The organism is Wolbachia endosymbiont (group A) of Apotomis capreana, from assembly GCF_964027025.1.
GTDB classification, from domain to species: domain Bacteria; phylum Pseudomonadota; class Alphaproteobacteria; order Rickettsiales; family Anaplasmataceae; genus Wolbachia; species Wolbachia pipientis.
In genome coordinates this window covers 580,856-607,486 of record NZ_OZ034721.1, presented here as the reverse complement: position 1 = coordinate 607,486, position 26,631 = coordinate 580,856, and the positions used below count along the sequence as shown (strand labels likewise).

Sequence of the window (26,631 nt, the reverse complement as noted above, 5' to 3'; positions counted from 1 at the left end):
CTGCCTCACACCGCTTTATATTTGCTCTACCTATGTTGCAACGATCTTGACTAGTATCGCTGGACGGTGACACATCGGCAGAGGGTTTGACTGCGTATGCAAATCAGTCCCTCTATCAAATCTTCTTGGCTCTTGTTTTGCATATAGTGGCTGTCCAAGAGTATTTACTGTTTCATTAAAATCTGCTGGTGCAAAATATGTTGTAAATGTGCTTGCTGTTCCTAGTGGAAAACAGTGTCCTGTATCTCTTTCTATAAACCTTCTTACGGTTCCTTCAGGATCAGTTGCTTGCCCTCTATATTCCTCAAACGTGATTCCACAAAACGTAAATCCTGATCTCATATCATTCCTTAGCGCTGCTCCTTCTTGCCATCTCTCGTATGCTTCTTTCACTTTACTATGCGAAGTTAGTGCATCAAAAAACTCAGGGCTTACCAAGGCATGAATTCCGGTCATATATTCACCACTTAGATTATCTTCTATATGCCGGAGTACTTCCATACACTTACGCTTTACATCAGTTGTTGCAGTTCCTAGTGCAAAATTTACTACTTTTGGTGTGATTTCAAATTCGTTGTACAGATTTAATAATTCTGACCCATCAGCATCTAAAATTATTCCTTTTAGCGCTCCCATTCGCAAATGCTCTAATGTTATTGCATGTTTGTTTCTCATCAATTGCAAATGATCGGTTATTACATCTGCCAGCGCTTTAAGTTCACTTTCTGATCCAAATGCTCTTATTCCCTGTACTTCTTCTGGCAGCACTACATCATCATGCGGAATGTGCGGAATCGTAAATGTTCTTACCTTTCTTTTTCCTCTTTTTCCTACTGTTGCTGGCGCTCCGGGTAACTGAGTTGGTAGTAGACTTAAAACTCCATTATGTTCTTCTATTGTAATATGTCTAAATCTTACTGACCTACTTGGAAACAAATTTAGATTTTCAACTCGTCCATAATTTATCGGCAATATATTCATCGCATTTGTTAGTGCCGTCATGCTAAATGCTGTATTTGTAAATGGATTTTGCATTTTTTATTTTCCCCTTTTGTGTTTTTAATAGTTTTTTTAAGCTCCCTTGCGGATAATGATCCCTCGTGCTTCAAGTTGCTTTATTGCTTCAGCTTTCTGTTCTTCAGTGATATTTGCTGGCCACACAACTGCATGATCTGCTAGTATTGCACCACGAGTAATAATTACTGCTTTGGCATTTTCTGTCGCATTTACATCACTTACTATTGCACCTATTGCTGTTTGTGTGCCGTCTGTTCCAGTGGGATTAAGGACTCTAATAAAACCATCTTCCGTCTTTTTGGCAACTACTGCACCAAGCTTAAGATTTTGACCTTTAGCTACTGTTATTTGGTCTCTTGAATATAGATTTGAAACTTCGTATTTCAGAAGATCCCCAAGGTTATTTTGTTCTGTTATAGTACTCATTCTGCTTTTCCCCTTTATTTTTTACTCTTGTTATACTATGAATATTCTAAATGCCAGATTGTGCACGACTTCTTGCTACCTGCATCATTAAATCTTCTGACGAATTCTGTGGTAATGTGCTTAAAATTTCAGTCTTCATTGTTCGTTCTGCAAGTATCGACATTAATATTTCTTGTGCTTGTTTGCTGCTAACATTCTGCTCTATAAATTCTCCTATTTTCTCTGGCATTCGTGATAAGTTGCATAAACGTATTAATTCAAGAACTTCAGCATGATAACTGTCATTTTTGATTTTATTAGTTAAATTATCAGTTTCTAGGTCAGTTGTAGTTTGTTCATTCATAGTAATACTCCTGTTTTTATTAATAGATGAAAGAATTGTCATTCCGTCTGCAAGGCCTATTTCTACTGCTTTCTCCCCAAAATATAGCCCTGCTTCCGTTGATTTGATTGCTTCTATAGAAAGATTTCGATTCCGTGCTATTAGCTGGACGAACATCTCATATAAACGATCTATTTCCTCTCTCAAACTTTTTAAACCTTCAGAGTTAATAGGCTCATGTGGATTTAAATCATTCTTTCTCTTGCCTGTAAAAATAGTTGTGTATTTTATTCCACATTTTTCATCAAACCCACTTTGATCTATATGACTTGCTATTACTCCTATACTGCCAACACCAGAAGTTCTGCTCACAAATACCTTCTCAGCGCTAGAGGCTATAGCATATGCAGCAGAGTATGCATCATCATTTGCTATCGCTATTATCCTCTTTTTTGCTCTTGATTCATAAATAAAGTCAGATAGGTCAAATATACCGTTTACCTCTCCTCCGGAGCTATCTATATCAAGCAGAATAGTTTCTATATCTTTGTTTGATAATGCTTCTTCTATTTCTTCTTGAATTTTCTCATATGATGTCATTCCCAGAAAATCGTCAAAAGCCCCTGGTTTTTTGGTCAAAATTCCATGTATTGCTATTACTGCTGTTTTTTCTATATTCTGATTTACTGCATGTTTTATATTTTTCAAGATAGGTTGTTTTCCGTTATATAGTGACAACAGGTCAAAGCTTTTTTGCTCTATCATCATCGACCTACATAGCCAGTTGGTTTGTAAAATTTCCATAAAGTAAACGAGACTTATTTTGTTTGTGTCCTGACATCAGAATCAAAGAAAAGGTTGAGAGAATCAGCACGCTTTTGATCTTCTGCTATTTCTTGGTCAATTTCTTCTACATCGTAACCCATTTCTGATACTACCTCCGATCGACTTTTGAAGCCATTTCTTACTGCCATTTGCTGTGCTTGCTGGTCTTTCAGTGGATCCACCCAATCAAATCCCTGTGGTATCCATTTTACTTCTTCTTTCGCTGCTTTTACTACTTTTTCATCTATACAGAGTTCTCCACAAAGTACTGCTAACTCTAGCCATCTATTCCATACTGGTCTGCAAAATTGGAATACCATAATGTTATGTTGCAGCATAGCGCATCGACGACGAAACTCTATTAATCCAGCTCTGATTGATGAGTAATTAACACCGGTTAAATCTCCTGTTAGCTGCTCATATGTTATTCCTGTACCTATTGCTATTGCCCTCAGTTGCTGTCTCATGAATGCTTCATAACTTCCTCCAACATCTGATGGCTCTGAAAATTTTATGTCTTCTCCTGGGTCTAAAAGCTGCATTGTTCCAGGTTCCAGGCCAGATAGTGCTACTCCTTGCTCACTTGCTTCACCTTCTCCCATGATATTTGCTTCTGGATCGAGTCTCGTAATAAATCCAGCAAACATTGCTGCTGTCTTTTTTCTCACTAATTCTGCATCATCATATTGATCAAGCTCATAAAGCTTCAGCAGTATATTAGAAAGCCAAGGCTCCCCTCTGATTTGCCCAGGTCTTAATGGTCTATAAATATGTAAAACATCATTTGCTGGTACTCTCACTGATTCTCCAAATGAGCCTTCTCCTGGATGTTCTCTAAATAAGTAATATGCCTCTCTTTGCCCAAGCCTGTTAAACTCAATCCCGTTTCTTATTACATTACCATTTCCTAAAGTTTGATTTGTTTTATTATCTAAATGTTCAGACTCAAGTACTTGCAGTTGTAATGGTACAGAAAATCTATCTTCCAGCTTTCTCGTTCTTAAACGTACAAAACATTCTCCTCCCTCTATCATACTTCTGCATACTAGAGCTTGTAATCCATAAAAATCACTTACTCCGCTACTGTCTGCTTCATCTGTCCATTTTAGCCATAATTCTTGCACCTTCTTTCGAAATTCTCCATCCCTTGCTTTTGATTGTGGTTTTATTCCTGTTCCAATCGAGTTACTTACTATTGTATCAATGATATTTGCTGCATATGGGTTTTTTCTCACCATATCACGTGATCTACTACGTAAAGTTTCAAGGTTTTGAGACAGCAAATTGTTTATACTTCCTAACTCTGGTTGAAAGTGAAAAAATCTTCTTCCTGAGCCTGCTGCATCCCACGCTGAGCTTTTTATCTTTTGTTTGTTAAATAATTGCTTGAAGGTTTTTAGCAGCATTTATAAAATTCCTTTACTCGTTGAAAAAACAATTTTCCTCTTTGGCCTCATGCCTGCAACTTTTAACCCCGCTTTTATTCGTTGCCTGAGCTCCAATAAATCCTTTATTTGAACTTCCCCGTACCGCACAACATGGTCACCATATGCAATTGAGACAACTCTTTCTCCGCTTTGCAGTTTTTGAATTGCTTTCTCAACTTGAGTTAAATATTTTTCACTGTACATTTTGATTACCAAGCCACTTACTCTGTCTTACTTTTTTAGGCTTTTTACTTTCTGGTTTTTCACTTAAACTATTCCATTTACTCTCTGGCCAACGATCGATTCCAAGCGCAATAGATGCAGCTCTTGCATAAATCCTACAGTCTAATACTTCATTTCTTTCTCTTACCTTCTGCCACTCTTGTTTGGTATATCCTTTCACTACTTTACTGACTAATTGCTCTGCCGTTAGTTGCTTAAAATATTCAGGTGCATACTCAGGAAAATGACAATATCCAGGTAGAGCTTTTCCCTCTTCTTCTTTCAAAATATTAAGTAATTGAAAAAGCTCTGACTTTAATATCGATACTCCTACTGGCCAGAGCTTTATTCCTCTTTTCAGCTTTTGACCACCAACTGTTATATCTACTCTGCTTGGACTGCTAAGTGGTACTAGCGCTTTGTTTACACCTTTCACTGCCATTACTCTTCCAGATCCTTGATGACCTCTTACCCAGTTATATACTTCTTGCGTTGCATATCCAGCATCTACCGCCATCATGCTTATCATATATTCAAGCCCATTTTCACCGATAAAATGATGACTCAGAAGCTCCGAAAGTTTTCCCCATACTTCTCCACCTCCTGTATCTCCTTCAAATACTCGGTAGTCTATTGACCAACTTTCACGGCTTTTTCCCCAGGCTACAACTTCCACCTCTAGACGATCTTTTTGGACATCTACTCCTGCAGTAAGTACCACTTCTCTCCTAGGTACTGTGCCAATCTGAAAAAATTCTCTCCTGTTAAATAATTGTTTCCAGTCTGGTACTTCTCCTTTGTCTACCCAGGTTTCTCCAAGCGTAGTATTTATCCATACTTTTAGTAATTGTTCACTTTCTTTTGCATAAAGAAAATCTTCTACTGCTTGAGTCCAACTATACCAGCCAACTGGACTATAAAGGCTTGAAAGATGAAATCCTTTTTTCTCACCTTTTACTCTATTAGTAGGCCTCCATTCTCCACGCTCAAGCATCTCTGTCTTTTGATGATTTTCTATTTTGCCGCTACATTCAGTGCAGACATAATGTGCTGTTCTTGAGTCATTGTTTTCCCATTTTATTTGTGACCATTTTAGAACTTGATAGTAATTACAATGCGGACAGGGAACAAAAAAATATCTCTTATCTGTTGCTTCAAATTCTTTCTCAATTCTGCTTATTCCATGAATTGTTGGTGTTGATACTAAAAAAATCTTTCGCTGTGCAAATGTATTAGTTCGAGCAATACTAAGCAGTACTGGATCTCCTTCTCCTCCTGAATCTCCTGGGTAGGCATCTATTTCATCAAGAAAGAGATATTTTACTGGCATGGATCTAAGTCCTACACTGCTATTCGCTCCAGTTATTACTACTATTCCACCTGGAAACTCCTTACTTTGTACAGTATTGCCTGAGTCTCTTGATCTTGGGTCTTTTACTTTACTCTTTAAACATGGTGTACTCTCTATCAACGGTGCAAATCTTCCCTTCGACCAACGTTTTCCCATTTCGACTGTTGGCTGCACAACTAACATTGGACCTGGTGTTTGATCGATAATATAGCCAATCCAATTGTTGCCAGCTTCTGTTCCCCCAATCTGCGCTCCTTTCATGAATACTACTTTTTCTGCAGGTGAAGACGGAGATAGTGAATCCATGATTTCTTTAAGATATGGTGTTCTCTCTGTTCTCCATTTACCTGGCTCTGATGCTGCAGTTGCTGCTAAAACTCGATATTCATTTGCCCACTCTGATACTTTAAGCTCTGGATCTGGTTTTAAACCTTCAGAAAAAGATGTGGCGTATATCATTGTCTGCATCTACTCGTAATTGGTTCTATCTCGACATCATTAACAGTAGAACTACACTCCTCCAGTTCCATAAACATCTTTTTCTGAAATTCGTTTTCTATATATCTTTTGCTCATCTCACTTATCATTATTGCTATAACAAGCGCAAATACCCCTGTTATTGTTGCAAAAATGATTGCACTGCTTATTGTTGCTGCTGTTAAACCTATATATGCTGCCATTACTACTGCGCTAACTGTAATACAGATGCAGATAATATTATTATGTTTTTTCATCCTTTTATCTGCTATTTCTCTCTGTGCTATATATTTATTATGAAGGGTTGGAAAATTAACAACGGTATCTCTGCAGAGCAATGACCCATTTTTTTCAGTAAATAAAACTTTAAGTAACTCCAAATTATTTGATTTGATTGCTAAGTGCAAAACAGGTGTATAGTTTGCTCCTTTTTTCAGTAGTAATTTTACTACATGTAAATGTCCTTTTTCTGCAGCAAGGTAAATCGGTGATAGACCTTTATTGTTTGAAATATCAATATCAATTTCTTCTTTTAAGATAGACTCTACAATCTCAATTTCTCCTCTTTGTGCAGCTAAATGGAGTAGACTATTCTTTTCAGAACCGTATTTATTACTCATCAAAGCCTTCTTTATCTCAGGTTTAGCGTAATCAAATGGTGTCTTGCCGCTATCGTCTTTTACCAGAGGGTCTATATCTTCTCGTGTTAGTAAAACCTCTATTGTTTTAAGTCTTTCAGCGTAATGTAGTGGCGTTTTATTTTCGTAATCTTGTAAATTGACTTGAGCATTAGGCTCCTTTATTAAGCATTTGAGGATATCAAGACATAAGTCTCTTTCATCGTAATTAGTATTACTTACAGCTATATGCACAGGTGACAATTTCATTGAGTTTTGTCCTATGCGTGCACTATTTACATCTGCTCCTAGCTTCAGCAGTAACTTTACTATTTCCAATTTTTTGTTATTAACTGCATAGTGCATTGGTGTCTGATTTCGCGCATCAAAGACATCTATTTCAGCTTTTCCTTCTCTTATCAAAATCTTTACAACTTCTGCATGTCCTATTCCTGCTGCTAGATGTAATGGCGTATGATGCAGAGCATTTCGTACATTAACGTCAATACCTTTTCCTATCAAATATCTGACTGCATTAACTTCACCTATCATTGCAGCTAAATGAAGTAAACTATCTTGTTCTGACCCGTATTTGTTACTAATTAACGCTTTCAATATTTCTGCTTTTTTCTCTTCTTTGGCGTAATCAAGAGATGTTTTACCTTCATTATCTTCCACAAAAGGATTAATGTTCTTCTTCGTGAGTAACAAATCCACCATACTTAATTCATCAAACTCTATAGCGCAATGTAGTGGGGTTTTTCCGTTTAATCCTCTAACATTTACATCTAATCCAGGTTGATTAATGAGACACTTTATTAACTCTAAACTTAAGTTATCAGCCATTTTATATTCAAAATCTTTTTTATATTTGAAATTTAGTATTAGATAATTCTTGTAATGAGTTTGTAATCTCTTCGGTTAGCGTCTTATGAATCTTTTCAGTGTCGCTCAGTGAGGCAAGCAGTGCTGAAACTCTATTTGGAATATTAAGCAAATTATTACGGACAACTCTTGCTACATTAAATGCATCGCGCTTTACTTCCTCTACTGCTACAAGTTCACCAATCTCAGCCTTAGCTTTCGCCTCAAGCAATTTGCCACGTTCCATCTCATTTTTTATTCGCGTTTTTAGCAACATTGTGGAAAGGTTACTTGTATTTTCGTTTTCTGGATTTTTCCTCCTCAGTGGCTGACTTAGATCTCTTATTGCTGCTACCGCTTCATTTGCTTGTTCTCTATTGATCAAACCATCCTCCAACTCAACTATTCCTTTTTTTACTAAATAACAGACGTATTGCTTTGATACTCCGATCTCTCTTGCCCATTCCGTCTGCGTGATTTTTTCCACTCTTTTCCTCCTCTCTTTTTGCTCCTTTTTACGAATTTTCTTCTTGAATTTCTGCAAAAGTTTTACCAGTACCAGAAAGAATTGCCTCCCTACCTGTGTATATTTGCCAACGTTTTATGGTGACATCTACAAATTTTGAATCTAGTTCTATTGTTCTGCAAATTCTTCCTGTTCTCTCACATGCAATCAGTGTACTTCCAGAGCCGCTAAATGGATCAAGTACGATATCTCCAGGTCTGCTGCTATTAACTATTGCTTTCTCCATTAGCTCTACTGGCTTCATCGTTGGATGTAGTGTATTATGTGTTGGCTTATCATAAAACCACAGATCACTTTGATTTCTACCTCCATGCCACTCACGTTTATTGCCGCTTTTCCATCCATAAAGCATTGCTTCGTATTGTCTTTGATAATCTGATCTGCCTAGTGTAAAATGATTCTTTGCCCAAATGATAAATGTTGACCAACGACCACCTGCTTCTTCAAATACTTTTTGCAACGTTGAAAACTCTGATGATGATATGCAGATGTAAATTGCACCTTTCGTATATGCTAAAATATTGGAACAGATGTCGTAGAGAAAAAGTTCGTACTTTTCACCTTGATTATCATTTAATATTTTTTTATCTTCTCTCTCCTGACTGCTACCATAATCAACATTATATGGAGGATCACACACAGTAATATCTGCCATTTTATCATCTAACAGCGCTTTATATGATTCAACTATAGAGCTATCACCACAATAGATTCGATGATCACCTAAAATCCATAGATCAGCTGGTTTTGTTATTTCTACTTTTTTGTCATCAACAACTAAGTCAGAAAGATCTTCTTTTTCACTATCTAAATCATCAAGGAAATGTTGAACTTTTTCTAATTCAAATCCAGTCATTTTAAGATCAAACTGCAAATCTTCTAACTCTTGAATTTCCACTCTCAAAAGATCATCATCCCACTTTGCCCAATTAGCTGATTGATTTGCAAGTAATCGAAAAGCTTTAGTTTGTGGTTCATTTAAATTATCACTTAAGACCACTGGTATACTTTCCATACCAAGTTTTCTTGCTGCTTTAAGTCTTAAATGGCCATCAACCACAGTCCCATCGCTTTTTGCAACTATTGGTATACGAAAACCAAACTCCCGAATAGAAGCACACATTCTATTTACTACGTCATCATTTTTACGTGGGTTACGCTCATATTCGACTAGATCTCGAGTAGGATAGTAGTGGATTGCTAAATTCATATATGTTTAAATTCTTAATAATTAAAAAGTTAATATTCAAAATATGTCTAACACTAGAAAAGGCCTGAGGTTAGCACCACCAAACCCGCCAGTATGGCCGAAAGGACCCACTTTTATGGATTTTTCGTCTTATTAATATCTTTACTAATATAGAACATTAATGCCAAAGCATCGGCCTCATTATCATCTCTAGGTGAAAAACTTTTTTCACGTATCGCTTCAATAACTTCACTCTTACTTGCATTGCCTTTGCCTGCTATAAAGCGTTTTATAGTTTTAACATTAACACCTTGGTAGGGAATATTGTTCTCTTCACACCAAGCAGACAGAACTGCGAGAAAACCGCCATAGCAATGCGCTGCATCTGTTCCTAGATGTCTTCTTACTTCTTCAAAATAAACCGCAGCGAACTTATGCTCCAAAGAGTTAAGCCAATTACGAAAATTCAAGAAGCACATGCCACCTCCGCTAAAACGACTACCATGAAAGCCTTTGCTTCCACTTTCAATTATTCCATCTGTTAGAATTGCCCAGCCCGTTTGCTTGCCAAGGTCCAGTGTTAGGATTGACATTTATATTCAGAATTTGTTTCGCTAGAGTGCTATATAATATATATTCAGGATTTGAAAAATTTTTGTCCAAAAAATCTTCTTCTTAAGCAAACTTTTTAGAAAAAACTTGGTTAAAAATCAGTAAACAGCCCTTGCATAATTATTGGTCAAGGCTTTCAGATTTCTATCTTAACTATTTAAATAGTCTATTATGCTGTGGTTAGTTTCTTATGAACATTTATCCAAATCGTAAATTTTGGGAAGATGATTTAGAAGTCCCTGTTAACCATTTGCTTGATCGTTTTCACAATACAAAAATACGTCAGTCTTGGATAGATTCACTTTCTGGTAAGCAATTAAATATTATTTTTCAAAACTCCTTTAAAGATAAATTAAATGCTCAACTCTTTGATGACGAAAGTTACGATAATACATCTGTACAATACAAACGTAAAGTGATTGCTAATTATTCCGATTCTCTCGTTACTTACTACTTGATTACCTGTTTTGACCGTGCAAAACTAGAAGTTACTGTCAGTGAAATTGCAAGATCTGCATTAACTACGGAACTCATGAAATCCTACCTTGTAAAAAATAATAATAAATATGATAAGAAGTCTTTGCTGTTTCTACTGTTTCATGCAGATTACAATCTTTTAAAGTCTGTCTATCACTTTGAAAAAATACAAAGAAAGAGTTTCATGTCTTTTGCCTTACAAAAAATACCAAGACGACCAAGTACTCCATTTAAGGACTTTATCTCAGAGGAAATCATACAACAAATACTGAAAGAAGATAACATTAAGAGAAATGACAGTTTCGAGAATCAACTACAAGGTTTCTTCTATCATCAGAATCGTTTATATGTGTTAATACGAAAAGCTAGCGATATAGATTTGTTGTTAAATTCAAACAAAGTTATTCATGGCCATAAGGCAGAGTGGATGATTTTGGATTTTCTACTAAATGGCACTCAGGTAGATCTTGGTGCTAGAAATATCGATCAAGCTATAGAAATAGCAAATAGCATTGCAAGTTGTTACTTTGGCTGCGAATGTATTTTTGTAGATGTGCAGGATAAAAACTTTGCGGAACAGGTGCATAAATTTATAGAAACTTGTATTAATGAATCTGATTCAAATATTCGTGTTTTTGAGTTAAAGTTTCAGTCAAATCGTTTCAATTACAGCTATACTAATATCACTTTGACTGTTGCTCCATATGATCCTATTGCACCGGAATTGCATGTTTTAAAGCCATTTGTAGGAGACATAGTGCCATTGATAGAGTCGATTAAAGTAATATTTCAAGGCAAAAAGATAGGCTTATTTTTCAAGCGAAGTGATGAGTATATAGCAATTTACTACTCTGAACATCCTCTGAATAAAAGGGAAAGAGAGGATTTTAAAGCATACATAAAACAATTTTATGGTCTTACAATCTTGCCAAGAGCAAATCTCTGATCTTCTTAATTCTGGCAGCTCTTGGGTTAATCCAAATCAAAATTACATCAAAGCAGCAAGGTATTTGTCAGATCTTGAATTAATTAAGATGCAAGAGAGGTCTTACATTATCTGCTCTCGTAGACAAGATAAATTAGATTGGCCAAATATAGTTGATCCATACTGTAACAATGAGATTTTCATTGATGAGGACTTTAACGAAGCATGCGATAATATAATTTGTGAAAACTGCAACCGTGATATTTTACCTAATACCTACAAGAAGCAAAGATTTCACCGCTTATCTGCATATTTAAACCCAGAGAAATTTATGAATTGGTTTGAAGGTCAGCTAAGTGATACAAATTTTATGTGGCAAAAAGTGGAAAGTGGAGTTTATCATGTTGGTGGACAAGGTAAGATTGTAAGTTTAATCATACTTGATTTTTGCACCAATCCAACATTCTTAACGATAGATAAGCTTAAAGCTAATCCAACTGTATTAATAATACTAAGAAAAAATCCATCAAACATACCTCTTGATTTGCCCACAGTAAAAATGGTTGACCTTTTCTTTCAGCATAAGACTTTAATTGAAGTATTCCAAGAAGCAGCACAAAGAGGAGTACTAGAGTTCATACCAAATACTTCAATGCAAATCTTACATACTGCACTTAATCTAATTGAACCTTCTAAGAAACTCTTTCTGCTAGTAGCTCTTTTTTAATCAAGACATAACCAAATTCACTAGCTTTCTTGCTTAGAGTCTTCACTATTTTTTCCTTATATAACTTTTCATAGTAATCAATGCCCTTCTCTACATATTCCTGTCCATACTTTAGCATACTATAAAAAATGCACGCCAATTTCCTAGCCGTAGCGGTAATCGCTTTCGGTGCTCCTAGTCGTTTTTTTAACCTTCTGCAATATGCACCAATCCCACTGTTGCTTCTTGACACACACTGGGCAGCCATCCTAAAAGCATTTGCAGCACGAGCAATAACTTTGCGAGTTCTCGTCCCAAATACTTTTTCCCCTGTAACTTTATTAGCAGGACTTAGCCCCAACCAAGAAGTAAAGTGCTTCTCTGATGGCCATTTATCGTGGTTCAAACCAACTTCTGAGATAATTGTTTGTATAGTTAGCACATCAAGCCCAGGAACTTTAGTAAAATCAATACCGGTTACTCTATACAGTTCTTCGTGTAAAGGAAAGTCTGGTCTGTTTTTTGAAAACCTATTCTTTATTTTGCTGCATCGCTTATTCTCGTCAGATTTTGTTTCAAATGTTTTGTAATATTGTTCGATGCTTTTGTCGCATTCTGCTATTTTTTCCTGATAAATATTATACAATTCAAATTCTTGCTTTAACACAAATAAGAGTTCCTTTCTGTAGTCGCCTTTTAGCGCTTTTGCCATGGTAGATCTATCATTTCTTATCCGTACATCTCTCAATTCTGATAATTTTTCAGGATTCCTTTCACCTTCAATTATTGCTTTGATAATTTGCATACCGGTCACTCCAGTAATATCACTTATGACTTTGTGTAATTGAACGTTCATTTGAATTAACGCTTTTTGCATACGTAGAATATGTGTGGATGCACTTTCAATCAGGTTGCTACGTTGCCTAACGTAATTACGCAACACACACATTTGATCATCAGGTCTAAACGACCCATGGAGTAATCCATAGCTGTGTAATTGTTGTAACCATTGACAGTCTTGAACGTCGGATTTTCTACCAGGCACGTTCTTAATATATCGTGCATTTACCAATTTTACCTCAAATCCATATGACTCAAGTATTTGAAACAAAGGAATCCAATATACTCCTGTTGATTCCATAGCTACTGTTCTAACTTTACATTTCTTTAACCACCCTGCTAAGTTATGAAGATCAACTGTAAAGCATCCAAATTTTTTGACACGTTGTTCATCTCTTCCTTCAGGTACACATACATAATGTACAGCTGAGCCGATATCAATTCCTGCTGTATCAGGATTCACTATTTCTAGTTTACTTTTTGCCTTTATCATGGTAATTATCCTACTATAACTTATAATGGAGAAGCACTTAAGCTTGGGACGGTTAGATTATACAATCTTCTAATCGAGGTAGTCATAATAGACTCCATCAGTGGTTTAACCGTTCCTCCAAAACCACGCTCCTAAACGGGCACTTAAGCACCATTGATCAGTCGGTTATAACTGCAGAAGTACTTCTTGATAAATTATATATAAAAATTGCTATGGAAGTGAAGAAATAGTTTCTTTCCGGTTTAACAAGATTTTTTTCTTGTTCGACGCTCTTAAATAAGTTCACTACTTATCGTTCTACAGCCAGAATGTCACACAAACGAAAGTTTAATTTGTGCTTACTGTAGACATGGGGTTTTAAATGTGATACCCATGGATGTGAAATCCCACCCCTGAAGATTAGAATTCAAGCAGTTTAGCTTTAACCATATTGATCAGGTGTTGCAAGCCGTTACCTTACACATCTTCAGATAACTCTCGCTTTACATACATGCTCTTGTCCTCCTTCCCTTTCGGGTTAAAGTTAGTTGTTCACCTCGAGGCCATTTATTCTGAACCCCGCTTAGCTCCGCTAAGTATTTCTTAATGCGTACCACGGCGCACCCTCTCGACTCACACAGCTCCCATTATTCAGCCTTTTGTCCCAAACCTAATGTCCAGTGGGGGAGTGTTAAATAAACCATACGCGTCAAGTTAAGGAATGTAGAGAGCTTAAAGTAGATACCCTGGTCTTCCTATATCTGTCTTTCAAAGAAAACTTTGACCAGATTATAGTAAGCTTTTTTAGAAAAATTTTTAAATTATTGACAATATTGTTTAATATCAAAAAGAGCTCTCTAACCCGCCTTTTCAATTCAATAAATGCTTTTGTTAAACTGAGCTCCGTGTTCTTTTTTAGTTTTACACAGCCAACCATTTCGTGAAATACGAGAATAGCACATAATTTTGCGTATAGCTCGCACAATACTCTAAATGGATTTGTCTTTCCTTTTAGTTTATCAAGATTGATATGACTTTTATATAGTTTAAATAGTAATTCGATTTGCCATCTTACTCTATAAACCGTCAATATTTGTTCAGCATTAATTTTACTCTCTGGAACATTAGTTATAAATATTGACCAATCTAATAACTTTTGATTCTTTTGAGAAGATGTATATCCATGTGACTTTGCTAATTTATTAGCCTTTCTTCTTCTAGCCATAGACTGTTCTTCAGTTAGCTTTTGACATATAATTCTTACCTTAATTTTTACTTCCTTTCCTAATAATACTTCTTTTTCTGAAGATAATTGACCTTCTAAATACTCCAATAGCTCTATTTTTTGATTTGTTTCTATATCATATATATTGGTATCAGACTTATAACGACTAACAAAATATGCACCTGCTTCATCAATCTGTTTAAAAGAACTAGGCACAAAGTAGCCCAAGTCAAATATTAGCAAATCATTGGCTGATAAACCGTTCAGATAATCCCTATAACCTTGATCCGACCTTATTCCTTCCATAAAATTTAACTTATCTAGCGCTTGATTCAGGTAATCAAAGACTAACTGTAGCTTTATTCCTGATTTGGTATTATTCTCACAATCTCTATAGCTACTGCCATATCCTTTGTACATATCTTCCATGCTACTGGGCAGGCTAATGTAGCTGCTATCCAATAATTTAACGCTTCCAAATTGCTGTAAAATTTTGCAATCAATCTGTAGACTTTTTTTAAATAAACACAAAGCTTCGTTATACATTTTTTTCATGAACTCAACTGCTTCTTCACTAAACCTAAAATCTAAACCCTGTTTTGTAATTTCTATCGAGTCTTCATTTAGCAATTGGCACATTGTTTCTATGCTGCAATCATCAACTCCTATGTTACCAAAAACCATAGCTTTTATGAATGATGAGCCATTAAGTTTTCTCTTTCTTTTTATAAAACCTACTGCAATTGATATTTCGTCTGCTTTTTCATTAAAGAATTCATTGAGGTCTTTTGATAAGCAAGCTATTCTGTCCATTGTAAGTTCTCTCATTCATATATCCAAGAGAATTTATACCTTATTATTTTCCTTCACTCTATCAACTTTACTTACACTTTTCCTTAACTTGACGCGTATGGTTTATTTAACACTCCCTCACTTCATTATAGAGAACGGCCTACTGTTTCTTCAAGACTTGAAGCTTTTCTCATTTTTTCGCGCTTTGCCCAAGGGCCCACTTTTGTTGCATCAGATTGACTAATTGTTTCAGAACGAATCAACTCTCCAGATCTAGTAAAAAAACCTCGTTCAATAGCATCACGTACTGAACACCCACCAAGCAAACATTTTTCCCCTATTCGTTCCTCACAATTCTGTAATTTTTTCCACTTTTCTTGATCTTCTACTTCTACCTTTATTAGATTTTGCTTATCAGGGTATAATCTCACTTCCAACTCTCCCAAGCCAGTATCGAAAGTCAATACTATATTACTACCATCTGCTAGGCCTACATAATTCCTTATAGCGTTTTCCGTTATAATTTCTACCTCACTCTTACCTATCTTTATTATATTTCTTCCGTATTGTACACCTTCCTGAGTGATACCTAAACCCCTTGCTCCATTTGTAATCTTTGCAACATCTACTTTACTATCCTGTGAATATTCAAGACAGAGAGTAGAGTTGTCGATTTTTACGTCTCTTACCTTACCACTTGTTGCGCTTTGAACGATTGTTATGAAATCTAAAGCACGATTCTCATAATCTGCATAAGCGTTTTTCATATTAGCTTTGTGGCTTTCAAACTCTTCCAGTTCGTCAATTACATATATACTGCTTATGTTGTACAAAATTGCCCCTTTTGATATCAATTGACATACTATACCACTAGCAACCTCTATATTCCTTGAACCTTCGGAACTCTTTCTTAATTCACTAATCTTTCTTATCACAAAATCTGTAAAACTATATTCCTTTTCATATACCTTTCCGTATATACTACCCTGGTTAGGAAAGTTCAGCCTTACCCCAAGTTCTATAGCTTCGTTTACAACGCGTTTTAACTCATCTATATCTTTGGATTTATTTACCCTACCCAAAAATATTTTCAACTTTTCCGACTGATCTAATATTAAATCATCCCATAGAGTTCTAAGCTTAGGCAAACGTTTTTTGTCCTTCCACTCTTCGTAATCAATCGCTCCTGCTTCTAGCAGCAACTTTTTTGCTTCTTTGAAATGAGTTTCATTACCATAACAAGCCTCCCTAATCTTTTGAAAAACTCGAGACTTTCCTTCGCAATCACGAAGATTGAGAATCTCTTTAAGACCTTCATTTCCTTTGTGCTGATTGAAAAACTTTCTTAGTCGATTAGTGTTAAAGCTATGACCACAAATACCTTCTAAATCATTTTTTGCTTCCAATTGCTCCTGAGTTAAAAAGATCTGTTCTAAAAGATTCACTTCAAAAGGTTTTTTGTTAATAATTACAATGTCTAGAGGAGTTTTTCCTTGTCTGTCAGTTTGACCACGTGCTCCTTTTTTCAGAAGCAAAGGTATATTTAAAGTATTATAATAAGCAGCATAGTGCAAAGGTGTTTGCCCTTCACTGTTAACTATGTTAGGATCAGCACCAGATTTTAAAAGTAAAGTCATAAATGCACTAACTGCACAACCTATGTCTTTTTCCACTGCTAAATACTCCATACCTTGTATTACATGTAGTATTGTCAATTTGGATTCTCCCCTTTGAAGATTGAGAACAGCTTTTAGATCATCACCTTTGTTATCGTGTAAAAAGTCCTCAAACCTTGTAATGTCACAAAATGGAAAGTCTGTAAGAAGATTTAACAGTGCCTTATTCAAATTTTTTTGGTTATCTTTTAAATCAGGTACGTTGAAAGACCAATCAGATATTAAATTTTTGAATTTTTCCCTTTTAATAATAGAGGTCAAAGAGCTGTTATCACTAAGCAGCAACGAGTATTTAATTGACTCATACTTATCATCTTACCCGCCCCTCCTTCTGTTCCACCTTTACCTCCTTTAAATACTCTGTATCATCATCTTTGATGCGTTTAACTAGATCCTTTAAAAATTCAATATCTCTGTTTTCCAGTAAAGGGAATGCTCCCTTCTTCATGAGAATCGAGACCATTTGTGTACTTCGTCCAGCTAAGTATAATGGAGTGCGCCGTTTTTCATCTAACGCATTAACATCAGCTCCATTGTTTATAAGATACTCTACTATTTTTATTTTTTGGCTCAAGACAGCATGATGTAGAGGAGTGCTTCCGTCATTATACTTCTTATTAACACTTGCTCCATTTTTTATTAGGATCTCTACCATTCTTGTGTTCCCTTGCAAGATAGCATAATATAATGGATCACGACTGTACGCATCAATTGTGTTAACATCAGCTCCTCCTTTTATAAGGGCTTCTACCATTTGTTTATTGTTTTTTAAAACAGCAAGATGTAATTGGCAGAATGTACCTGGATCTACTTGTTTTGATCTCTCTTCTATTTTACTAACTACATTACTCTTACTTAAACCAACATCAGCGTTAGCAGAAGTTAATGCTTCCTGCAATTTATTCAATTCCATAACTCCACCTCGGTTAAAAATACTACACACCATTTTCACACGCATGACATAAAATGCAAGAACTAATATGACATGCAACATTCGTCCTTAGGCATTTGAGGTAAGCTTTGCCTATTCACTTCACATTCATTTAGCCTACTACTAGGCTTTAATACTGCATATGTAATGCCACCAGCAATGGCCCCAACAATCAATGCAGCAGTAGCTGATATTGATAAACTAAGATGAATAGCAATACATCCAATAGCTACACTTGTCAACATGGTCATTATGCCTACACAGAAACTGGTCTTTATTGCTCTATTAGTTATAGTTAGGTGTTTATTTTCTGTCACTTTTTGATACTGTATCACATTTTTATCGTCAGCCAGACTTCCCGAGGTTTTGGGACACTCCCTTACTCGAAGACTAAGATACTTAACTATATCTTTGTAACCATTAGAATCTGCCAAATCGGAAGGAGTCTCACCTCTCAAGTTTTTTACATCAATAGTAGCCTTTTCTTCCTCTACAAGATATTCAACTATATTGTAGCAATTCATTCTAGCAGATTCATGTAATGGAGTATCGCCATTTTTTTCGCTTACTACATTAACATCAGATCCCTTTTCTAACAGAGCTTTAACTATGCCTAAACAGCCCACCTCACAAGCAATATGCAAAGCAGTGCATCCTTCTTCGTTTCGTGCTTCAAAACTAGCTCCTTTGTCTAACAAAAATTGAACTACTTCCAAACGACCACATCCAGCAGCTTCATTTAAAGCAGTATCGCCGTCATAGTTTGTTGCATTAATATCAGTACCTTTGTCTAATAGAGCTTTAACGATTTCTAAGTAACCCTTTCGAGCAGCAATATGCAAGACACATTTGAAACTATTCTTTCGTATGTCAGCATTATTCATTTGGCCCAATAAAAACTGAACTATTTTCAAGTTTCCCCCTTTAACAGCACATTGCAAAGCAATGGGTTCAATGCCTTCTCCCACATTAACGCTAGCACCTCTGTCTAACAGAAATTGAAATATTTCTAAGTGCCCACCTATAGCAGCACAATGCAAAGCAGTGCAGTCTTGATAACCTCGTATCTCAACAGTAGCTCCTTTTTTTAACAGAAATTGAACTACGTCTAAGTGACACATTTCAGCAGCAATATGCAAAGGCGTGTTACCATCGTTGTCTTCTGTCTCAACGCTAGCTCCTTTGTTTAATAGATCTTGAACTTTCTCTAAGTGACCATGAAAAGCAAAATTAAGTAAGTCAGTATGTATATTACTTTCGTGTACACAATGCTCATCTTTTTTTAAGTGACTATCGAGCGTAGCTAAATATGAATACGTAATATTTTGATTAACTTGATAAATTGGTATGGTCTGTGTTGCATAAAAACCTTGTTCTTTTGACCGCTTTTCTATTCCATCAACCATACTGTTCTCTTCTAAATCTGCTTGAATATTTATTGGACTAGATACTTCTTCCAATTGATTACCCACGACACTACCTTAACTTAAAAACTTATGTTTTAATTATTACACAATTATTATAATTAGCAATAGTTTTATATTTTTTTCAGAATTACAAATTTATTGTATTCAGATATAGGAAAATACCTTTTGTCTCTAAAAAACATTGCAACCAAGTATTACAAAGATTTCAATTATTTACTTCTTCAAAGATCCCAAAAAGATCGTATCTTTGTGAGAACAAGCTACGTAAAAGTAGGGTTATGAAAATAGGAACTTGCAATCTTTGCAACAAAGTTAGGTAAGTTAGTTCGTATGTAAATGTAGTAAAAGTAGGCTAATATAGCTGGTTTTAGGATATAGTAGAATCACTATAAAGAAAAGTTCGAACGGTACACTTGGTAGACCAATGCATCCCAAAAAAACTAGTTCTCACGCTTGCTTGTTAATTAGGTAAAAGTAAAACCATATTATTAATTTAGTGATAAAAAGCATGAAAATATATACCAATTAAAATAATTTTATTTAGTCATAAAAAAATAACTTTGCTTTGCTGATTTTTATGGTTATACTAAGTCCCGTTAGTAATGAAACACATGAAAAAGAGGTGTTTTTGCTTATAATTGCGAAGTTAAGCAAATTTATAACTTGCCTCATTTGTGTTCCCAATAACGAATATTGGTATTACTATGCGACCAGCGATAATAAGAGGTTTTTATGTTACCATTACAAAATATTGAAAATTCCTCACATAAACAAAGTCGTCGTTCAAAAAGTCCTGGTAAGGGAAATAGTGAAACTGGTAGAAAACGTGGGCGTTCTGTTACGGATAAAGATAATAAAGCACCAAAAAGGGCGCGCATGGATGTAAATGTTACTAGTAATGAAGATTCAGAATTTCCTAGTGATTTACAGGATAGACCTGGACAGGATGAATTGGATAATACTTGTCAAACTAAGCAATACATTCCTCATCATTTGATTGAACTTATGTATCAATTAGACTTGTCAGTGCTGTGCTCACTTAGAAAGTCTACATATGAACATAAATATCCTTTATTGTCATTAGCGTTTGAAGATTCTGAAATTGATAAATTCAATGATATTGCCCTTCGTTATGAAGAGAAGTCTATTCATATAAGAATTAAAAATGTAGACAAATATTATACAGATAATGATATTAATTATGCTAAGCTATTTACTAAAGGAAAACAAAGTTTTTCTATTAATAGCTACTTTGATAGTTTTGTTAAACATCTGACCTCTAAGTTAGATAGCTCATTAGATAATATAGAGTATCTTGTTATCTATACCAATTCAGGCTTGGATCTTACAGAAGAAAAGGAATTAAAGAAAGGGCGATCTAGGAATTTTTATCCTTTGAAATTTGATAGCATAAGTATAGAAGAATATGGCATTTTAAAAGACTTTTTATTTACAAATGATAATACGCAAGGGCGTGGTTTTTATCAATTTTCGCAAGATAAAACAACAAGAGAGGAACTTTTAAAGCGACTAGAATTTTCATCTGCTGCACAAAAAGTAATGAAAGAAGGAAAATTTTCTCAGGAAAAAGTAAAAGAAAAATTTTTAGATAGATTAGTATTTGCAGTAAATCAGCCTAATAGAGAAGAATTGAACAGCATTATTAAAAGTGAAATAGAAAAAAATAGTAAAGTTCAATACGATTATATAGCACTACAGGAAGAAATATTACGTGATCTCACAGCTTCAGAAAAGTATAAGAAACTTGGGCCTGGGATTATATATGAGTTCAATTTATTGATGCTCTTTTTGCATGACATGTTTTTGCATAAAAACATATCCTCCATAAATTCTGAAAGCCATGATATATATAATGACATTATTGTTCATTATAAAGATAAAATTACTTACGTAAAGGCTTATAATACAAATAGTAGTATTGGTTATAGTCAATTATTTCCTTCTAGACAACAGGAAAAAAATAATACATTTTCTATTAATAAGCATTTTGCTCTTTTTATTGAAGAATTAGAAAAGGATAAGGATATAAAATATTTTATTATCTATACTAATGCAGATCCAGACCTTACAGAAGAAAAGAAGTTAAAAAAAGGGCAATCTAAAGATTTTTATCCTTTAAAATTTGATAGTATAGATATTCAAAAGAAAAGATACAAAGCTTTAAGAGATTATTCGTGTATAGATGAGAATAGTCTTTATCGATTTGCACGGGAGGAAACAACAAGAGAAAAACTTTTAAATCTATTGAAACTTCCGCCTTCTTTGCAGAAAAAGAAAGAAGATGGAGGACTTTCTAATGAGAGCGAAAGAGAAATAAAAGAGAAATTTTTAGATAGACTAATATTTGCGGTTAACCAACCTAATAAGGAAGAATTGAGTGGCGTTATTAGCGATGAGATAGGTAAGTCTAATGTTCCATATAGTTATGAAGAATTACATGAAATAGTGTTACGTTGGTTAGAATCTCATGAACTTGTTTCTATTACAGAAAGAAAAATAAAAGAGCTTTACGAAGATATAAAAAACAATAGATCTAGTTATCAGGAGATTCAAAATAAAGACATTAATGAGGAAATTAAATTTGCTAAAAGTGTTGCCGGTAGGGAAGAGACACCAAGGTTTGATCGATTCTTAGATTTTTTAATTAAAGGAGAAGGAAAAAAATGTCTAGAGGTTCTGAAAAGGGAAGGAGTAAATTTAACTAATATGTCTAGTATTTTAAGTAGAGCAGGAGCTAATGCAGCAAAAGCTTTTAAAGACTTATATAACCTTTGGTTTGATGAGCAAGGAAAGAAAACACAATATTTAAAAACTTTAGAAAAAGAAGGGACAAATTTAGCTAATATATCCAGTATTTTAAGTAGAGCAGGGTCCAGTGCTCCTAAAGATTTTAAAGACTTGTATGACCTTTGGTTTGATGCAGAAGGAAATAAAAAGCAATATTTAAAAACTCTAGAAAAAGAAGGAATAAATCTATCTAATATATCCAGTATTTTGCATGGAGCAGGAGCTAATGCAGCAAAAGCTTTTAAAGACTTATATGACTTTTGGTTTGATACAGAAGGAAGCAGAAAACAATGTTTAAAAACTTTAGAAGAAAACGGGATAAGCCTACCTAACACGTCAGGTATTTTAAGTAGAGCAGGAGCTAATGCAGCAAAAGCTTTTAAAGACTTATATAACCTTTGGTTTGATGAGCAAGGAAAGAAAACACAATATTTAAAAACTCTAGAAAAAGAAGGAATAAATCTATCTAATTTATCTGGTATTTTAGGTGGGGCAGGAGCTAATGCAGCAAAAGCTTTTAAAGACTTATATAACCTTTGGTTTGATGAGCAAGGAAACAAAAAACAACATTTAAAAACTCTAGAAAAAGAAGGAGTAAGTCTGTCTAATGTATCCAGTATTTTAGGTAGAACAGGAGCTAATGCAGCAAAAGCTTTTAAAGACTTATATGATCTTTGGTTTGATGCAGAAGGAAACAGAAAGCAATATTTAAAAACTCTAGAAAAAGAAGGAATAAATCTATCTAATATATCCAGTATTTTAAGTGGAGCAGGGGCTAGTGCTACCAAAGCTTTTGAAGATTTATATGACCTTTGGTTTGATAAGCAAGGAAATAAACCTCAATATTTAAAAGCTCTAGAAAAAGAGGGAGTAAATCTGACTAATATATCCAGTATTTTAGGTAAAGCAGGAGCTAATGCAGCAAAAGCTTTTAAAGACTTGTATGACCTTTGGTTTGATGCAGAAGGAAAGAAAACACAATATTTAAAAACTCTAGAAAAAGAAGGAATAAATCTATCTAATATATCCAGTATTTTAAGTGGAGCAGGATCTAATGCTTCAAAAGCTTTTAAAGACTTATATGATCTTTGGTTTGATGAAGAAGGAAGTAAAACACAATATTTAAAAACTCTAGAAGGAGAAGGGATAAATTTAACTAACATGTCTAGTATTTTGCATGGGGTAGGATCTAATGCTGCAAAAGCTTTTAAAGAACTGTGTAATACTTTTTTTGATGAGCAAGGAAATAAAACACGGCATTTAAAGCATTTTATCGAGAGCAAGGATAGAAAAGAAGGTTTTACGTCGCATAACTTATCCGGTATTTTAAATGGGGCAGGAGCAAATGCTAAAGATGCTTTTGAAAAATTGCATAGTGTTTGTTTTAACGACAAAGGAGAAAGAACAGGGCTTTTAGATGATTTCTATAATGCAGGTTTTGAGCCAAGTAACTTATCCTGTATATTATGTGGAGCAGGAGCTCGTGCTTCTTCTATTTTAAAGAGATTTCATAGTGTTTGTTTTAACGACAAAGGAGAAAGAACAGAACTTTTAGATGATTTCTATAATGCAGGTTTCAGACTGGGTGATTTATGCAGTATATTGAGTGGAGCAGCAGATAGTTTAGAAAAATTTCATGATTTTTGTTTTATAGGAGAGACAAAAAAGTATTTAAATCATTTCATAAATGAGAAGAAAGGTCTTACGATAAGTAATTTATCTGAGATATTGCACGGAGCAAAAGCTAATATTTGTTCTACTTTAAAAGATTTTCATGATGTTTGCTTTGATGAAATAGGAAACAAAACACAGTTTTTAGATGATTTCTATAAGGTAGGTTTTAAGCCAAGTAATTTATCCAATATATTATCCATGGCAGGAAATAATGCCTCTTCTATTTTAAGAAATTTTCATAAATCTTGTTTTAATAAAGAAAATTATTTAAATCACTTCTTAGCCGAAAAAAAACTCTTTACGCCGAAAAATTTATCTAAGATATTGGATAGAGTAGGACTTAATATTTGTCCTACCTTTGAAAAATTGCATGATCTTTGTTTTGATAAGGCAGGAAACAAAACAAATTATTTAAATAATCTTATCAAAGATAACCCATCGAATAAGATACATGATATATTATATAAAAAAGTTAGAAAAGTTTCTCCTACTTTCTTAAATGAACAAAACGTTAGTGAGATAAAAGGAAGCAAAACAACCAAAGCAATTCTTAACCCGAGTAGCTCATTCAGTATGAAGGAGCAAGAACAAAGCTTAGATAGTTTACAACAAAGCGATTCTAAAATTAAGAGAAAAACCCGGAAGGGTATCACTAACCGAAGTAAGAACGGACAAGATGATAAAATTTTAGACACAGTAGCAGGAAGCTCTTGTAGCTCAAGGGATTTATCCCCAAAACAAATACAGTCAGTACACCATAACAAGAAGCAACAACTTCGCTTATCAAAGTTTGCGTCATCTATTCAACCAGTGAAACAAGGGCTTTATTTGCCTTCTTTTGAGGAGCGTGGAGTTAAGATTGATGGTAAGTGTACTGCAATTACACGTAGCTTATCTCAAGCTCTATTATTACAGAGTGACAAATCATTTTTAAGTAATTTAGAAACTTCGGCTGAAATTTATGAGCGTATAGCACAGGGTAAGCAAATATCTAAAAGGGAAGAAGGAGAAGTTTTTGCTTTCAGTAAATTACTTAGTAGCTTTGAAAGACAGCTAGATTCTGCTACAAATAGTCTACCTTCAAGTTTAATTCATGCTCAGAGCTATAAAACACTCGGCAGTTTATCAAGTTATATAGCTGGAATTAAAGGTGACTTCGCTATTCATTTAGTAACAAGCAATCACGTAGTTGCCATTTATAGAACAGGTGATAACTATGCTTATTTTGACAGCAACGCAGCGTTTGTTTCTGGGGTAAAAAGCGTTGATCAGCTTATGAAGGTTGTAGAAAAAGGAATAAAATCTGCTGGCTATAAAGTAGAAGAAAAAGGTTTTCTTGTTGAACACTTTGATGTTGCTAGAGCTAATAATCAACTACCTGATGAAGATAAGCAAGTTCTGACAAAAGAAATAAAAACAGAGCGTCACCTTCTAGCAGAACAGGATAAGGAGCTTGGTCTTATCAAGATTAATGGTCAAGAGATATCCAGAGTACAGTTATATGACTTTGGAACTAAAATTAATGTGGAAGGTAGCGTACCGGTACTTATCAGTGCTGATATGAAGTTAAGCAGCAAAAAATTCCAAGATCATCTAGATGGAAAAGAAGTGAGCATGACAGCTAGAGAATATCTTAATAGCTTGAAAAATAGCAAAAATGTAGAAGAAGTAACCAAAGTAATTCCTTTCATAGGTTCAAAACGTGAAGTTGAAAAAGCAGAGCAAACACGCAAGCCTTTATTAGAACAGTTGGTTAAAGGAACAATTAATTCTATACTTGCTGCTGTTTCTCTTAGTTGGTCAAAAAGTCAGTTGTCAGAAAAAGCAGGCAATGAACCTCAAACTTATTTAAATGATCCAACAGTGGACAAGCAGCTACAAAGATCACTGTGATATTTCTTCCTTGAGTTGTGCAATTTCAGCTTGAGGGAGACCGGTCGTTTGTGAGATGATATCAATGGAAACACCAGCTTTAAGTAGGTTTTTTGCGACTTCAATATTCCTCTCTTCTCTGCCTTTTTCATGTCCGATTAGGATGCCTCTTTCTTCCCCAACCTTAACACCCTCATCAAATTTTTGAGCGAAAGCAGCTACCTCATCCATTAAACGTTTTTTTCTTTGCTCATATGCTAGTAATTCTTCTTCCGACCAATTAAACTTATTCATCTCCTCATATGCTCGTTTTATTATTACGTCACTGCCAACTATTTTATCTAGGTCTTCTTCGTTTGTTTCTGCTGCATATCGAAAAAAATAACACCATTTTTCTACTATATTTTCTAGTTGATCTTCTTTTGTCTTTGTAAATTTTGGTAGTTCTATGAATACGAAGTAAAAATCCTTTAAGTCATGTTCAAAGCTATTTTGATCTAAAATGACATGATTAGATTTGTACTCAGCCTTATCTGGAAAAATAATACAATCAGCAACAGCTATGAAGATAATTTCCTTGAGATTATGATAATTATCACCTTGATCTGCTTGACTTGAGTAGGCTTTAGCAGCATAGTATTGAGCACGTTTTTCGAAGCCCTTGGTCTTAGTGAACTGCATTTCTATAATATATCTTGAACCTTGAGAGTCTTTACAAAGAACATCGACAATACTCTGCTTTTTAGCGGCAATCTCAGGATCCAAAATGGTAGCTAAGAATTCAACATCGTGAATAGCAGCCAAGCCAGTAAAGCCTAAAATATCGTTCAAGAAATGAATGAGGATATCTTTATTCTTCTCGGTGCCAAATATTCTTTTGAAGGCATAATCATTGCGTGCATCAAGAAATTTAGAAAAAGCCATGATAAAT

The 26,631-nt window shown here is 34.7% G+C and carries 19 protein-coding genes; 3 read left to right on the top strand and 16 right to left on the bottom strand.

Translation table 11 applies throughout. The annotated features are described in order from the left end of the window. Window positions 1-30 precede the first annotated feature (30 nt). The 10 genes from AAGD50_RS03070 to AAGD50_RS03025 form a co-directional block, all read right to left on the bottom strand. Window positions 31-1,035 carry a major capsid protein gene (locus AAGD50_RS03070; protein WP_341810121.1) on the bottom strand — a complete coding sequence of 335 codons (1,005 nt, stop codon included), beginning with the start codon at window positions 1,033-1,035 and terminating at the stop codon, window positions 31-33. A gap of 36 nt (window positions 1,036-1,071) precedes the next feature. Further along, window positions 1,072-1,443, bottom strand: coding sequence for a head decoration protein (locus tag AAGD50_RS03065; protein WP_262986461.1), 372 nt, complete (start codon window positions 1,441-1,443; stop codon window positions 1,072-1,074). 46 nt (window positions 1,444-1,489) lie between these two features. Further along, complete coding sequence (locus tag AAGD50_RS03060; RefSeq protein WP_341810120.1) at window positions 1,490-2,569, bottom strand: S49 family peptidase; 1,080 nt, start codon at window positions 2,567-2,569, stop codon at window positions 1,490-1,492. 14 nt (window positions 2,570-2,583) lie between these two features. Further along, window positions 2,584-3,996 carry a phage portal protein gene (locus AAGD50_RS03055; RefSeq protein WP_341810119.1) on the bottom strand — a complete coding sequence of 471 codons (1,413 nt, stop codon included), beginning with the start codon at window positions 3,994-3,996 and terminating at the stop codon, window positions 2,584-2,586. Further along, on the bottom strand, window positions 3,997-4,221 hold the full coding sequence (locus tag AAGD50_RS03050; RefSeq protein ID WP_174516715.1) for a gpW family head-tail joining protein: 225 nt from the start codon (window positions 4,219-4,221) through the stop codon (window positions 3,997-3,999). Next, window positions 4,211-6,049 (bottom strand): phage terminase large subunit family protein, encoded by a 1,839-nt coding sequence (locus tag AAGD50_RS03045; protein ID WP_341810118.1) that lies wholly within the window; start codon window positions 6,047-6,049, stop codon window positions 4,211-4,213. The genes AAGD50_RS03050 and AAGD50_RS03045 overlap by 11 nt, the downstream gene beginning before the upstream one ends. Further along, the gene (locus tag AAGD50_RS03040) at window positions 6,046-7,530 is read right to left on the bottom strand and encodes an ankyrin repeat domain-containing protein (RefSeq protein WP_341810095.1); all 1,485 of its coding nucleotides are present in this window, start codon (window positions 7,528-7,530) and stop codon (window positions 6,046-6,048) included. Before AAGD50_RS03040 ends, AAGD50_RS03045 begins: the two co-directional genes overlap by 4 nt. A gap of 19 nt (window positions 7,531-7,549) precedes the next feature. After that, window positions 7,550-8,035, bottom strand: a complete 486-nt coding sequence (locus AAGD50_RS03035) for a hypothetical protein (protein ID WP_341810096.1) — start codon at window positions 8,033-8,035, stop codon at window positions 7,550-7,552. A 28-nt stretch (window positions 8,036-8,063) separates the two neighbouring features. Then, on the bottom strand, window positions 8,064-9,284 hold the full coding sequence (locus tag AAGD50_RS03030) for a DNA modification methylase (RefSeq protein ID WP_341810097.1): 1,221 nt from the start codon (window positions 9,282-9,284) through the stop codon (window positions 8,064-8,066). A gap of 113 nt (window positions 9,285-9,397) precedes the next feature. Next, complete coding sequence (locus AAGD50_RS03025; protein ID WP_341810117.1) at window positions 9,398-9,856, bottom strand: Holliday junction resolvase; 459 nt, start codon at window positions 9,854-9,856, stop codon at window positions 9,398-9,400. 209 nt (window positions 9,857-10,065) lie between these two features. Between AAGD50_RS03025 and AAGD50_RS03020 the strand changes: the two genes are divergently transcribed. Beyond that, window positions 10,066-11,298: a hypothetical protein gene (locus AAGD50_RS03020; RefSeq protein WP_230609158.1), complete on the top strand. Its 1,233-nt coding sequence runs from the start codon at window positions 10,066-10,068 to the stop codon at window positions 11,296-11,298. Continuing rightward, complete coding sequence (locus AAGD50_RS03015) at window positions 11,264-12,004, top strand: hypothetical protein (protein WP_341810116.1); 741 nt, start codon at window positions 11,264-11,266, stop codon at window positions 12,002-12,004. The genes AAGD50_RS03020 and AAGD50_RS03015 overlap by 35 nt, the downstream gene beginning before the upstream one ends. Here the strand turns inward: AAGD50_RS03015 and AAGD50_RS03010 are convergent. From AAGD50_RS03010 to AAGD50_RS02990, 5 genes are all read right to left on the bottom strand, one after another. After that, window positions 11,970-13,316 carry an IS110 family transposase gene (locus tag AAGD50_RS03010; RefSeq protein WP_174515809.1) on the bottom strand — a complete coding sequence of 449 codons (1,347 nt, stop codon included), beginning with the start codon at window positions 13,314-13,316 and terminating at the stop codon, window positions 11,970-11,972. The two genes, AAGD50_RS03015 and AAGD50_RS03010, sit on opposite strands and share 35 nt — an antisense overlap. Before the next feature lie 688 nt (window positions 13,317-14,004). Further along, on the bottom strand, window positions 14,005-15,333 hold the full coding sequence (locus AAGD50_RS03005) for an IS4-like element ISWosp9 family transposase (RefSeq protein ID WP_155969615.1): 1,329 nt from the start codon (window positions 15,331-15,333) through the stop codon (window positions 14,005-14,007). 125 nt (window positions 15,334-15,458) lie between these two features. After that, window positions 15,459-17,273, bottom strand: a complete 1,815-nt coding sequence (locus AAGD50_RS03000) for an ankyrin repeat domain-containing protein (protein ID WP_341810115.1) — start codon at window positions 17,271-17,273, stop codon at window positions 15,459-15,461. Window positions 17,274-17,298: 25 nt separating this feature from the next. Next, window positions 17,299-17,901 (bottom strand): ankyrin repeat domain-containing protein, encoded by a 603-nt coding sequence (locus tag AAGD50_RS02995; RefSeq protein WP_341810114.1) that lies wholly within the window; start codon window positions 17,899-17,901, stop codon window positions 17,299-17,301. Between the two features lie 62 nt (window positions 17,902-17,963). Further along, window positions 17,964-19,391, bottom strand: a complete 1,428-nt coding sequence (locus tag AAGD50_RS02990; RefSeq protein WP_341810113.1) for an ankyrin repeat domain-containing protein — start codon at window positions 19,389-19,391, stop codon at window positions 17,964-17,966. Between the two features lie 687 nt (window positions 19,392-20,078). Between AAGD50_RS02990 and AAGD50_RS02985 the strand changes: the two genes are divergently transcribed. Next, window positions 20,079-25,721, top strand: coding sequence for a hypothetical protein (locus tag AAGD50_RS02985; RefSeq protein WP_341810112.1), 5,643 nt, complete (start codon window positions 20,079-20,081; stop codon window positions 25,719-25,721). Here the strand turns inward: AAGD50_RS02985 and AAGD50_RS02980 are convergent. Next, on the bottom strand, window positions 25,713-26,624 hold the full coding sequence (locus tag AAGD50_RS02980) for an Rpn family recombination-promoting nuclease/putative transposase (protein WP_285534741.1): 912 nt from the start codon (window positions 26,622-26,624) through the stop codon (window positions 25,713-25,715). The two genes, AAGD50_RS02985 and AAGD50_RS02980, sit on opposite strands and share 9 nt — an antisense overlap. Window positions 26,625-26,631 lie beyond the last annotated feature (7 nt).